This window comes from Streptomyces dioscori (assembly GCF_003024195.1).
Classification (GTDB): Bacteria; Actinomycetota; Actinomycetes; order Streptomycetales; family Streptomycetaceae; genus Streptomyces; species Streptomyces dioscori.
In genome coordinates, this window is record NZ_KZ679044.1 from 203922 (window position 1) to 216977 (window position 13056).

11 protein-coding genes are annotated in these 13056 nt (G+C 70.0%); 4 read left to right on the plus strand and 7 right to left on the minus strand.

Features of this window, described 5'->3' with window-relative positions; translation table 11 throughout:
* Positions 1–28: 28 nt before the first annotated feature.
* From C6Y14_RS19435 to C6Y14_RS19445, 3 genes are all read right to left on the minus strand, one after another.
* The gene (locus tag C6Y14_RS19435) at positions 29–937 is read right to left on the minus strand and encodes a peptidoglycan-binding protein (RefSeq protein WP_107017996.1); all 909 of its coding nucleotides are present in this window, start codon (positions 935–937) and stop codon (positions 29–31) included.
* Positions 938–1027: 90 nt separating this feature from the next.
* A complete protein-coding gene (locus C6Y14_RS19440) occupies positions 1028–1714 on the minus strand; it encodes a DUF4232 domain-containing protein (protein ID WP_107017997.1) in 687 nt (228 codons plus the stop codon).
* 198 nt (positions 1715–1912) lie between these two features.
* Complete coding sequence (locus tag C6Y14_RS19445) at positions 1913–2470, minus strand: DUF4232 domain-containing protein (RefSeq protein WP_107017998.1); 558 nt, start codon at positions 2468–2470, stop codon at positions 1913–1915.
* Between the two features lie 256 nt (positions 2471–2726).
* Between C6Y14_RS19445 and C6Y14_RS45070 the strand changes: the two genes are divergently transcribed.
* Positions 2727–5390 carry a hypothetical protein gene (locus tag C6Y14_RS45070; protein WP_225891161.1) on the plus strand — a complete coding sequence of 888 codons (2664 nt, stop codon included), beginning with the start codon at positions 2727–2729 and terminating at the stop codon, positions 5388–5390.
* Positions 5391–5477: 87 nt separating this feature from the next.
* Here C6Y14_RS45070 and C6Y14_RS19455 read toward each other — a convergent pair whose 3' ends face one another.
* Both C6Y14_RS19455 and C6Y14_RS19460 read right to left on the minus strand, forming a co-directional pair.
* Complete coding sequence (locus tag C6Y14_RS19455) at positions 5478–6239, minus strand: polysaccharide deacetylase family protein (RefSeq protein ID WP_107017999.1); 762 nt, start codon at positions 6237–6239, stop codon at positions 5478–5480.
* A 208-nt stretch (positions 6240–6447) separates the two neighbouring features.
* Positions 6448–7446, minus strand: coding sequence for a DUF6215 domain-containing protein (locus C6Y14_RS19460; protein ID WP_107018225.1), 999 nt, complete (start codon positions 7444–7446; stop codon positions 6448–6450).
* Between the two features lie 198 nt (positions 7447–7644).
* On the opposite strand from C6Y14_RS19460, the gene C6Y14_RS19465 reads away from it, so the two are divergent.
* The gene (locus tag C6Y14_RS19465) at positions 7645–9699 is read left to right on the plus strand and encodes a PA14 domain-containing protein (RefSeq protein WP_159074273.1); all 2055 of its coding nucleotides are present in this window, start codon (positions 7645–7647) and stop codon (positions 9697–9699) included.
* Positions 9700–9823: 124 nt separating this feature from the next.
* Here C6Y14_RS19465 and C6Y14_RS19470 read toward each other — a convergent pair whose 3' ends face one another.
* Entirely contained in the window at positions 9824–11311 is a 1488-nt protein-coding gene (locus C6Y14_RS19470; protein WP_225891162.1) for an FG-GAP-like repeat-containing protein, read from the minus strand.
* A 190-nt stretch (positions 11312–11501) separates the two neighbouring features.
* Between C6Y14_RS19470 and C6Y14_RS19475 the strand changes: the two genes are divergently transcribed.
* Together C6Y14_RS19475 and C6Y14_RS19480 are read left to right on the plus strand one after the other, a co-directional pair.
* Entirely contained in the window at positions 11502–11723 is a 222-nt protein-coding gene (locus C6Y14_RS19475; protein ID WP_199854781.1) for a type II toxin-antitoxin system VapB family antitoxin, read from the plus strand.
* Entirely contained in the window at positions 11720–12130 is a 411-nt protein-coding gene (locus C6Y14_RS19480) for a PIN domain-containing protein (RefSeq protein ID WP_107018002.1), read from the plus strand. The genes C6Y14_RS19475 and C6Y14_RS19480 overlap by 4 nt, the downstream gene beginning before the upstream one ends.
* A 426-nt stretch (positions 12131–12556) precedes the next feature.
* On the opposite strand, the gene C6Y14_RS19485 is transcribed toward C6Y14_RS19480, so the two are convergent.
* Positions 12557–13056, minus strand: a 500-nt coding sequence (locus tag C6Y14_RS19485) for a tetratricopeptide repeat protein (RefSeq protein ID WP_159074274.1), incomplete at its 5' end; no start/stop codon positions are given.

Here is a 13056-nt window from a genome sequence, read left to right on the forward strand (position 1 = left end):
GCGGCACGCCCGGCCACCTGGCGGCTGTTCAGGAGAACAGCAGGCGCCAGGTCAGGGGGCCGGGGACGCCGTCGGCGTCGCCGCGCAGTTCCTTGCGCGACTTCTGGAAGTCGCGCACGTTCAGCCGGTCCGCCTCGCCCCAGTTCCTGCTCGGGCCGACCTTGTAGTGGTCACCGAAGCCGCGCTTCACCAGCTGCTTGCCGAGCTGCAGCACGTACGCGTTCGACGCCCCGGCCACGAAGTACTTGCGGCCGGGGAAGGCGGGGACGGCGGGTGTGGTCGTCCCCGGGGTGTCGTCGTCCACGTCCAGGTCGGCCTTCGCGTACTTGAGGATCCTGGCGAAGTCGATCGCGCCGGGGTCGCCGTGGACGTTCTCCGGCACGTGCATGTGCCCGCAGACGCCCTTGAAGGCCTTCCACTTCGCACCCGACATCCGCTGACCGCCGCCGTTCGCGTACGACGTGGGGTACGCGGGCCACGCCTTCGGGCCGGACAGCGGTACGCCGTGCTCCTCGTGCATCCACGAAAGGAAGCGGGCGACCGCCTGCAGCGCCCAGTCCGGCGCGTCCGGCCAGTAGATGTGCGCCCGGCCCGCCGCCTTCCACTTCGTGTGCGTCTTCGGGTCGCAGGTGCCGACCAGTTCGACCTGGCACACGTTCAGGGTGTTCGTCTCGACGCCGCCGGACAGATTGACCAGAGCGCGGGAGGAGGTCTCGATGTCGAAGTGCTGGTACCACTTCAGCTTCCTGGCCGCGAGGTCGGGGACCGCGGTCAGGTTCGGCGCGGAGGAGCCGCCGCCGTAACCGGGCAGGGTGGAACCCTCCGTGGTGTGCAGGACGACGACGTTGACCTGCATCGGGTCACCGCCGAAGTCGTCCTGGTACCAGTTGGCCCGGCTCGCGGAGGGGTATCGCTGGGGTCCCGTCTTGGTGCTCATCACAGACTCCTGGGTCGAGTACGTCCTGCACATCCTTGAAGAACGGGCCGCGACGGCACATCGACTCAGCACGTGGTCCGCGCGGTCCGGTCAGCTGAAGGGAACGGCCTCCGTGGGGGAGGTGTGCCAGTTGGTGACGATCGGCTTGTCGACGGTGATGGTGTCGACCGGCAGGCTCACCGGGTTCGGGTCGTCGTTGCCGACGCCGACGATGATGCTCTCCAGCTCCTTGCCACCGTCCGAGTTGGTGGTCTTCGGGTTCACGCCCGCGTACGCGGTGACGTTCCCGGTCAGCTTGATCTGCTCGCCGACGCTCTGCTCGGCGGGCCCCGCCTCGGTGCCGTCGGACCCGAACGCCACGGTCGGCAGCTCGGCGGGCAGCCAGCAGGTGATCCCCGACTTGGCCTTCGCGATGATCAGGACGTATCCGCCGGCCTGGCTCTCGGACCTGGTGGACCAGGTGATGTCGTTGGCGCCGCAGCCCTGTTCGACCTTCTCCCGCGTACCGTCACCGGTGTCGACGCCGGAGCCGTCCGTGTTCCCGGACCCCTTGCTCGCGTCGGAGCCCTTCGACTTGTCCGCGGCCTGGTCGCCGCCCGCGCCCGACGAGCCGGACGGGGTGGCCGCGTCGTCGGCCGCACCGGCGGAGGAGGAACTCCCGGCGGCACCGGTGTCCTTGTCCTTGCCGCCGTCCGTGTCCTGGCACGCGGTCATCAGCAGGGCGCTGCCCGCGACGACGGCGGAGACGAGGAAGGCCCTGCGACGGTTGCCAGACATGAAGTTCCTTTGTGTGGGTCGGAGTTGAGACACCGCCGAGACCGATGCACATCGGCCTCGGCGGTACTCGCTTGATCACTATGAGGGGGCTGGGCGGCGAGGGGATCCCGCCGCCGTCGTTCCAGGACAGCGCTGTCACCGACCGGTGACATGATCACGGCGATCACGGCGATCGCGGCGGATCGCGGGAGCCCCGGGCTACCAGACGAGGGCGTCCGCCGCGTTGTCCTGCCAGTACGTGACGGCGGCGGCGCTGTTGAAGAAGACACCGCTGCCCGGCAGCTTCAGGCTCTTCTCCGTGGCGGTCGCGCCGCCGTTCCTGTCGGTGAACAGCACACCGAGGTTCTTCGCCAGGCTGCCGCCCTCGCCGTCGGGGGAGTACGTCAGGATGCCGGCGTACGCGGACTGGCCGGGCTCCAGCATCAGCACGGACTGCGGAGTGCTGTCCTCGACCCACTGCAGCGGGGCCTGGGCGTCGGCACCGGCCCGCAGGAAGGGGGCGCTGTAGGCGTAGCAGGGCTTGCTGCCCGTGTTGGTGGCCTTCAGCAGCAGGTGGTTGATCGGCCGGGACACCGTGCTCACGGTCACCTTGGTGTTCGCCGTCGTGCAGGTGGCGATCGAGGACGCCTTGGCGGTCGCGGTGGTGGAAGCGGCGGAGGCGGTCTGCCCGGTGGCCTGGAACCCGACGAGCGCGAGGGCGGCGACGGCGAGGGAGGAGGCGGCGGTACGGGAGAAGGAACGCGTGCTCTTACGCATGAGTGGACTGCTCTCTCTGAACATCGGGTGGATGGCCCCACCTTGTGCCGCCCTCCGTCCCAGCCGCCACTCCTGCGGGAATTACGGGACGCTGGAATGCTCAAACGGGCTCTGACCTGCGGAAACTTGACCTGCCTGGAACGCCGGACGGAACGCCCGCACACCACCATCTAGAGTGTGCTGACCGTCGCCCGTGACAGCTGTGCCGGGGACGGTCCCAGGGGACGGTCAAGTGGGTACATCAGGGGGACAATTGATGTCCGTTTTTCACGCGCGGCGGTTTCGAAGACACACGGCGGCGGGGCTGTGCGGGGCGGCGCTGACCGCCGCGGCGCTGACCGCGCCCACGCCGACGCTCGCGGCGACGCCTTCAGCTGTGGCTTCCGCGTCCGACAACGGGCGGGCCACGGTGGGAGTGGTCTCGACGGCGGAGGACGAGGGCAAGGGCGCTGAACTCCGCACCGGGCGGGCCGCCGGGCAGAGCACCGGACAGAGCGCCGAGCTGGGCGACGACGGCCGCGTCGAACTCGTCGACGGACGCGACGTCAGGGTGACGGCGGACGCGCGGGGCGACGCCCGGGGAGCCCGCTACTCGGTGGCGTCACTGAACGGCACGGTGTCCGTGCGGCCGACCGGGAAGCCGGCGTCCGACGGTACGACCGCGACGCTTCCGCTGCCGACGGAAACCGGTGGCGCCCGGCGTGCCAGCTCGACCGGTGTCACCTCGACCGGTGTCACCACGACGGCGAAGGCGGCCGCGGCGTCGTACGCGGTCAAGCTGCGCATCACGAACGCCGACGTACGGTCCAAGCAGTTCTACGTCTGGGACCGCGAGACCTGGACGTCGTACGCCGTTCCCAGCGACGGCTCCGGCGCCTCGGCGACCGTGAAGCTGCCGCCGGGCGACTACTTCTCGGTCGCGCTGCACAACGAATGGCAGGAGCCGAGCTACCTGCTCACCAGCAGTTTCACGGTCGGTTCGGCGGCGAAGACGGTCAGCTTCGACCAGCGTGCGGCCAAGGAGACCGCGATCCGCACCGACGACACCACGGCCACGCGTGAGGCGTCCGCCGTGTGGATCAGCGTCCCGGGCGGCGACCTCGCGGGCTTCGCGGGCTCGGGGGCCGACAAGGTGTACGTCACCCCGTTCACGCGGAGCGGTGTCTCGCTGCGTCTGCACGAGGTGCTGGGCAAGAAGGGCGCGTCGGCGAGCGTGCCGAGCCCCTACCGCTACGACCTCACGCACAGTTTCAACGGCACCGCGCCCGCCTCGCCGGTCAAGACGGTCGCCGCGTCCTCCCTGGCGAGGACCGTCACGAAGGTGGCCGCCCCGGGCACGCGGACGACCGCCTTCCTGCAGAGCGTGCCGTCCTTCGGTGAGTGGACGGGCGTCTACATCGGCTCCGCGGTGCCCGTCGCCGGTTCGGTCACCGAGTACGCCACTCCGGGCATCACCTACAGCCGCCTGTTCTCCTACGGCGGCGACGGGACGACCCTCGACCTCCCGGACCGCACGCTGCCCGCCGGGGCGGGCGCGGGCGAGACCGTGGGCGGGGCCCCCGCGCAACCGGTCCGCCGCGAATGGGGCGGCTCGCAGCGCAACTCCGGCAAGATCTGGCTGTACGAGCCGCACACCTTCGGTGACACGGCCGGCCACCGGGGCACCGACGGCCGCGCGACGTACGCGTACAGGCTCAGCTCCTCCGACGGTGTCACCTACGCCCGGGCCGAGGGCCTCGACGCCTATGCCACGCTGACCTCCGCCGCGCTGCCCTCGCAGCAGAAGACGTACACCCTCGACCAGACGGCGCACCGCAAAGCCCCGTACACCCGGCTGTCGACGGACGTGCGCAGCGAGTGGACGTTCCGCTCGAACCACACGGCCGGCGGTGAACTCCCGCTCATCGACACCGAGGTGAAGGTGGCCGGGCTGGACGGTCTCAGCCGCGTGAGCGCCGGACCCGTACAGGTCGACACGAGCGCGACGACCCGCGACACGGACGCGACGGAGGCGAACACCCGCGTCACCGGGCTCGCCTTCTCCACGGACGACGGCGCGACCTGGACGGACACGGCGCTCGCGGCGGACGGCTCGGCGACGGTCGACGTCCCCGCGACGGCCTCCTTCGTCTCGCTGCGCGTCACCGCCGCCGACGACCAGGGCGGTGTCCTGCGCCGGACCATCACGCGGGCGTTCGCGGGCCCGGCCCCGCAGGGCGACGAGACGGTGGGCGCGACCCGCGTCTCGAACGTCGTGGTGAACGGGGGCAAGGCGGTCGAGCTGACCGACCAGCCGCTGCAGGAGTTCACGGCGAAGTTCACCGCCACCGACCCGTCGGGGATCGCGAGCGGGGACATGTACCTGTACAAGGGCTCGTACGACACCCCCGACGCCGTCCTCCACGGCACCTGGGCCGCGACCTGCACGAAGGCCGACGCGACGACGTCCACCTGCGAGACGCAGTTCGCCTACATCCAGCCGCGCCTGACGCTCGGGCGCAACTCACTCGCCGGTACGTGGAAGCTGGCGGCGTGGGCGGAGTCGGCGGACGGCAAAGGCCATGTCGACGCACACGCGGCCAGGACGGTCCCCGTCCTGCGTGACGCGAAGCTGACGGCCAACGCGGCTCCCGAACCGGTGACCAAGGGCAAGACGCTGACCGTCACGGGCAAGCTGACCCGCGTGGACTGGGAGACGCGCGGCGGCTACCACGCCTACACGGCCCAGAAGGTGAAACTGCAGTTCCGCAAGAAGGGGACGTCCGCGTACACGACCGTGAAGACGGTCACCACGGACAGCTCCGGAAACCTGAAGACCACGGTGAAGGCGTCCACGGACGGCTACTGGCGCTACAGCTCCACCGCCACGTCGACGACGGCCGCGGCCAACGCGACGGGCGACTACGTGGACGTGCACTGAGGTCACTCCCCTTGGCGGCCTACGGCCCGCCAAGGGGAACGGTCAGCACACAAGTGATCAGCTCACGGGTAAGTGGCTCACGGGTGATCAATGCACAGGGAACCCGAAGGTGTGGCCCTCAGCCTTGAGCTGGGGGAGGATCTGGCGCAGGGCCTCGACGGTCTGGGAGCGGTCGCCGCCCGCGTCGTGGAAGAGGATCGTCGGCCCGTCGGGGAGTTCCTGCTCGACGGTTTCGACCATGGTGGCCGCGCTCGGACCCTCGAAGTCCTTGGTGTCCACGTTCCAGCCCAGCGGACGCATCCCGTGGGAGGCGGCGAGCTTGCGGCTGTACGGGGTGAACGCACCGCCCGGCGCCCGGTAGTACATCGGCCGTACGCCCCCGGACGCCTTGGTGATCATGCGCTCGGCGTCGAGGATCTGCTGCTTCTGGTAGGCCTGGGACTGCTTGTCCATCGTGGTGTCGTGCGACACCGAGTGGTCGCAGAGCCGGTGGCCGGCCGCGACGACCTTCTTCACCAGATCGGGGTGGGCCTCGGCCTGCGTACCCACCATGCAGAAGGTGGCCTTCACCCCGTTCTCCCGCAGCACGTCGAGCATCTGCGGGGTCCAGACGGGGTCGGGGCCGTCGTCGATGGTGATGTTGACTCCGCGCGGGCCCTTGTCGGAGGCGTGCACGATGGTCTCCGCGACCGGCTTGACGGCGGTCTCCGACGCGGCGGGCTTCGACGAACCGCCCACGACACCGGCCTGCGCGGTCCATATCGAGGCACCGGTGGCGGCCAGGGCCACCCCGAGCGCCGCGCCGATCACCTTGCTGTACCAGCCGCGTCCACCACTGTGCCGCGCCATATCGGCCCCGCTCCCCCGAAGTTACCCACCAACTCCCCGGTCACCCGGCGACATCCAGAACAGTACGAGCAGCGAAGCCGTCCGAACGCCCTCGTTACGGATCAAGGACAATCCCGACGAGGTACGCGGACAACTGGATCCGCAGAAGGTGGAGTTGGGGCAGGTGCGCCGGGTGGTCCTCCCCGTCGGCGTCGGCGTCGCCTCAGTGTCAGGACCGTTCGGGGATCTTCGGGAGGACCCTCTCCACGATGTCGAGGAGAACGCTGTCGGTCGGGAGGGTGCCGGACGTGCTCCATACGCTGATGTCGCAGTAGCCGCCCCGGTCGTCGCGGTCCAGCGCCACGGTCACCGACCTGGCCAGGGGCCCCTCCTCGACCGGCCCGCCGGATGCGCTGCCTCCGAGGTCGATCTCGAACCGCATGGTGTGGTCCGAGGAGAGGACCGCGGGCCGACCGAGGACCGTGAGCGTCCGGACGTCCGTCTCGTCCCCGAACTTCATCAGCTTCACGTACTGGTCGATCGACAGCTTGTTGTACGTGACGGAGAAGTTCACGGTGTACGTGTCGAACGTGACCGCCGCCTCCGGTGCGGCGACCTTCTCGTCCGTCAGGGGAGCGGTGTTGTTGGTGCGGGAAACGGAGGTCGCGATCTCTCCCGGCGTGCCGAGCAGTTCGGCCAGGTCCGGCCGGTTGAGCGCCTCGCACAGTTCCTGACCGGTCACCGGCCGGGGCGACTCCTTGTAGACCTTCGGAAGCTCCTCGTGCGACGACCCGTCCGAACAGGAGGGTGGCTGCGGGGAGTTGTCGGTGGACGGCAGGTAGCGCGGGGCCGCCCACAGCACGACCGCGATCACCCCGAACACGGCCACGGCGGCAGCGGCCTGCCCCCACGCGTTGGGCTCCTTCTCCGGCGCGGCCGGGCCGGGAAGCGACCGGGCGACGGCTGGGGGCTGAGCATCCCCCGCCCCCGCCCCCTCCCCATCCGCGGAGGGGGCGGGGCTCGGATTCCGCCGCGCCCGCAGGGCCCGGACCACCCTGTGGACACTGACCGCCGCGATCACGAGAAACGCCGTGCCGATACCCGCCGCGGCCCAGTCGTGGTCGTGGACGGCGAGATACATGATCCGTACGCCGAACACAGAACCGAGCACGATGAGCAGGGGCTCACGGACCCAGAACGGCAGGAGACGGATGAGGAAACCGAGCATCCGGTGATCTCACCAGGCCAAGATCACATTGGCTGTGACGGAAGCCACAGTTCCGGGCACGTGCGAAGCCTGTCGGGGCTGAGCCGCAAAAGGGGAGGCGGCGTGGGCAACCTTGCCCCCACCTCAAAGGTCACACAGGTCACACAGGCGTCATTCGCCACTGTGCTTTCCTACGGTCCGGAAAGGGCCCTACTCCCCGTGCTCACTCGTACCCGGCTGACCGCGGTGGCCGCCACGGCCTCCCTCGTCACCGTCGGCGGTCTGCTCACCGCCGCCCCCGCCTCCGCGGCCGTCACCTGCGCCTCTCCCCTCTGGAAGGCGCAGTACTTCGGCAACTCCGCCTTCAGCGGCACCCCGAAGCTGACCGCGTGCGACTCCGCCGTCGCGGAGAACTACGGACGCGGCGACCCGCCCGGCGTCACGCTGCCCAAGGACAACTTCTCCGTCCGCTGGTCCCTCACAAGGGACTTCGGCTCCGGCGGCCCCTTCCGGCTCTCCGCCGCCACACAGGACGGCATGCGCGTCTACGTCGACGGCGTACGGAAGATCAACCTGTGGAAGAACGTCTCCACCACCGCCCGCAAGACCGTCGACCTGACCATTCCGGCAGGCAAGCACACCCTCCGCGTGGACTACGTCGCCTGGACGGGCGTCGCCCAGGCCGCGTTCACGTACGCCCCGCGCACGACGGCCGCGGTCGACACGGTCAAACCGCTCGCCCCGGCCGACTTCAGGGGCAACTACAACCAGGACACCACGAAGGCCATCCTGCGCTGGAACGCGAACAACGAGATGGACCTCGCCGGTTACCGCGTGTACCGGCGGCTGGGCACCGCCCCGTGGGCGAAGGTCAGCGGCACGGCGCCGGTCACCTCCCTGTCCTTCGTGGACGCGACACCGGCCACGGGCCAGACCTTCCTGTACGAGGTCCGCGCCGTCGACAAGGCGGGCCGCGAGTCGACCGGCAGTTCCGACGTCACCGTCGCGAGCGTGGACCGTACGGGCCCCGCGGCGCCGTCCCGTCTCACGGTCACCACTGACGCGTGGTGGGCCACCCTGGCCTGGCAGGGGGCGCCCGACGCCGCGACGTACGAGATACAGGCCGCCTCCACGGCCACCGGCCCCTTCGAACTGCTGGGCACGACGACCACGACGACGTACCGCACCAGCGCGCCCGAGAACACCGCCCGTCACTACCGGGTCCGCGCGCTCGACGCGCTCGGCAACCCGTCGCCGTACACCACCGTCACCGGCGACGGCGTCGACCGCACCCCGCCGAAGTCTCCTTTCTCCCTCGCCGCCATCGCCCGCGTCGGACACACCGAGGTGTACTGGAAGCAGCCCGACGGCTTCGACGAGGACTTCTCCAACGGCGGGACGTACCGCGTCTACCGCTCGCCCGGCAAGACCCTCGACCCGGCCACGCGCACCCGCGTGACCTGCACCGAGGACAGCGACGAGACCAACTCCGGCGGCATCTGCGAGGACGTGGACATGCCCGCGGGCACGTACGTGACGTACGCCGTCGCGGCGGTCGACCCGGCCGGCAACGAGTCGGCGCTGTCCGCCCCGCACGTCGTCCGCACCGGTGACCGCGTCGCGCCCGGCCCGGTCACCGGCGTGCGGGCCACCCCGCGCGCCGACGGCATCCTGCTGAGCTGGGCGGCCCCGACCGAGGACGATGTCGAGCACTACGACGGATGGACCGGAGTCCGGCAGACCGACGGCACGATCAAGTGGCTCGGCTCCGCGGACTGCCGGGAGGGCACGAGCGACCCGCTCGCGGTCCTCTGCGGCGACCTGCCGGACGGCGAGACGTACGTGTACGCGATCGTCGCCAGGGACCGCTGGGGCAACGCCCTGCACCCGACCGACCCGAAGGTCACCCCCGTCGAGGCCACCGAACTGGACGTCAGGCCGTCCGTGCCGGTCACCCGCAACTGGGAACTCGGCCCCACAGCCAACGGAACCGTGATCGGCGGCCCCACCGAGGACGGCCCGTCCGTCGGCTGGAACTGCACCAGGACACCCGAGTGCGACACGGCGGCGGGCTACCGGATCACCCGCTGGAACCCCACGACGAAGACGTACGCGCCCCTGCACACGGACCTGCTGCCACCGGACACCCGCAGATACACGGACACCAGCGCCGACCGGGGCACCACGCACTTCTACACCCTGCAGGCGATACGCCCCGACGGCACGGTGGCGGGCACTCACGTATGGGGCTGCGTATTTCAGGACCGGGTGTAGCCGCACCGAGTCCAGCCGGACCGGGGCCGGTGAGCCGGCACCGGTCCGAGGAGTTTGTCGGCCTCGGGGTCCTGGGCGCCTGCAGGACGGCGTCCAGGACCCCGGTAGGCACGCCGTGCCCGCGTCAGTTCTCCACGTGCGGGCTGGAAAGGGCGGCGCCGAAGGAGCCCTTCATTCCGTGGACGGTGATGCCGGCGGCCTTGCCGCACAGGTTGACCGAGCCGTTCAGGAGGGGGCCGGACGCCGAGCCACGGGCGATCCAGAAGCAGCCGTCGGAGTTCTCGTCGGGGGCGCCGACGATCGTCTCGGCCTTGCCGTCCTTGTCCAGGTCGGCCAGGTGGACGGCCGCGCCGAACCTGTCGCCGGCCTCCGCGGCCCCGGGGACACCCGTCGTGCTCTGCGTGTAACCAGCCGCCTCGGCCGTCGTCAGGCCGGAGGCGGAGCCGCGCAGCAGGACAGCGGTGCCTGCCGAGGCGAGCGACCCGACGGCCTCGTCGGGGGAGCCGACCAGGACGTCGGCGTACCCGTCGGCGTCGACGTCGCCGACGCTCAGGGACTGGCCGAACCAGTCGCCCCACTCCGCGGTGCCGGGGACACCCGCCGTGTCCTGGTGGAAGACCTCCGGCTGCTGCCCGGCGGTGATGCCCTGGGCACTCCCGTGGAGGACCTGGATCTCGCCGCCGCGGTGGGCCGCGGGGGTGGGGGCGTTGAAGTGGGAGTCGTCGCCCGCGATACCGGTGACGAGGTCGCCGTAACCGTCGCCGTCGATGTCGCCGATCTGCCCCGCGTGGCCGTCGGCGTACGGCAGCTCGACGCCCTGGTTGACGAACGGGTCCTCGGGGTCGGGGGCACCCGCGTCGAGAGTCACCGGTCCGCGGATGTCACCGTCCGTGGGACCGGCCAGGTAAAAGCGCTCAGCCGTGCCGTCGCCGTTCACGTCCCCCATCACCACGCCACGGGCGTTCTCCCGCCACTCCAGATAGCGGGCGGCGGCCTCACCGGTGCGAGTGAAGGGGCCGCTGTAGGAGGCGGGGGTGCAGCCCGAGCCGACGCCGACCTCCGGGGCGCCGTCGCCGTTCATGTCGCCCGTGGCGATGGACATGCCGAACCGGCAGTAGGTCCTGCCCTCGCCGTACCCGGCCGGCGGGGCGATGGTCGCGCCGCCCTTCAGCCCGTCCGGTCCGCCCCACACCACGGTCACGGAGCCTCGTGACGCGACATCGCCGACGTCCTCGCCCGGGGCGCCGACGAGCAGGTCGGCATAGCCGTCCCGGTCGAGGTCGGCACTGCTCACCGTCCTGCCGAAGCGGTCGGACTCCTCGGCTGTGCCGGGGACACCCGTGGTCGCCTGGGTGATGACCGTGCCCCGGGTGGCGCTCACCGAGGACGCGGAGCCGTAGAGCACGACGACCGATCCGGCCTCCTGCACCGTGCCGCTGGCGGCCCCCGGAGCTCCGACGGCCAGGTCGCGATAGCCGTCACCGTTGAAGTCGTCCTGCACGGCCGCGGAGTTGGCCCCCTTGTAGGGCGCGGCGGCGGACGACGTCACCAGGGCGAGGGTGACGGCGACGGAGGCGGTGAGCACGGCGACCGCCGTGACTGCTCTACGCAACGGAACTCCTTGATCTGACAACAGGTGTTCCCATGACGCGCACGCCGTACGAAAGGTTGTACGCCCGGGTGCGGCTGCCGCGACAGGTGTGAGTGCGTGGTGGTACCGCATCGGAGCCGACGGGTGGACCCGGCAATGTTGGTCACATATTCTTCTATGTACATCACCAACATCACGTGGGAGGCACGGTATGTCCGTGACCCAGATCGACATCGATGACGACGCCCTGGAGCGCGCCATGGCTCTGGCTCACGTCAGGACCAAGAAAGAGGCGGTCAATCTCGCTCTGAACTTCTACGCCGAGCAGCAGGAGCGTGCGGCGCGCATAAGCCGTCACTTCGAGCGTGCACATGAGTGGGGTGCCGTCGAGGACGCCGAGCGTCTGCACCGGGCGGAGAAGCACAGCCGGTGATCTACCTGCTCGACACATCCGGCCTGGTCCGGCTGCTCCGCGATCCAAAACTGCAATCGGCCTGGTACGACGCGATCGATGCCGGCGCCATCGCGTCCTGTTTCGTGCAACGCGCCGAGTTCCTGTACAGCGCCCGACATGGCCGCGAGTACGACGAGATCGCGGAAATGTTCTCTGACCTCTATCCCGACGTCGCGGTACCGAAGAACGCGGGGCGTTGGATCAGCGCGGTGCAACACCGTATGGCCCGGGCAGGGGAGCATCGCAGTGCCTCGGCAGTGGACCTCGTCATCGCAGCCACTGCCGCCCACCACGGTCTGACCGTCCTCCATGACGACGCCGGCTACGGCAGCATTGCCCGGCATGCGTCCGACCTGATCGAGTGCAACGTCCACGACGTCGTCTGACGTACTTTTTGCCGACCGACAGGTGCTTTAGGTTCGAACGCGAGGCTTCTGGCCGACGCCGTAGCGCACGCCCCGCCCACCGGTCTGGACAACGGACAACAAGAAACCCCCGGGCCGCCGGCCTGGGGGCTCCGCATGGAGCGGGTGACGAGAATCGAACTCGCACTCTCAGCTTGGGAAGCTGCGGGCATTTGCGGGCGGTTCGGGAGCTGACCTGGGCGAACGAGTTAGGTGCTGCCTCGCCGGAGGCGGCGGCTTTCACCGTGATTCCCCGCTGTTCCCCGCTCGATCTGGTGCGCTTGTGGTGCGGCCCGGGTGCGCGCACCAGACTTCACAACCCTCTGTGCCGTAGCTCTACAGAAACCAACCGATGACGGTCACACAGGTTACTCGGGGTGTTGGAAGGAGGTTAAAAGTTGGTGGTGGTCACCGAGGTTGCCGTACAGATGCAGCCGCTTCCCGGGCGTATGCGAGGTTGTTGCGGCTGGTGAGGGTGTCGGGGTGGGTGTCGCCGAGTACCTCCACCTGCTGGGCGAGGGTGGCTTCCAGCAGCGGGATGGCCCGGTCCAGATCCCCCGCCGTGTAGTAGGCGTATGCAAGGTTGTTGCGGCTGGTGAGGGTGTTGGGGTGGGTGTCGCCGAGTACCTCCACTCGTTGGGCGAGGGTGGCTTCCATCAGCGGGATGGCCCGGCCCAGATCCCCCGCCGTCTGATAGGCGCTGGCGAGGTTGTGGCGGCTGGTGAGGGTGTTGGGGTGGGTGTCGCCGAGTACCTCCACTCGTTGGGCGAGGGTGGCTTCCAGCAGCGGGATGGCCCGTCCCAGATCCCCCGCCGTCTGATAGGCGCTGGCGAGGTTGTTGCGGGTGGCGAGGGTGTCGGGGTGGGTGTCGCCGAGTACCTCCACCTGCTGGGCGAGGGTGGCTTCCA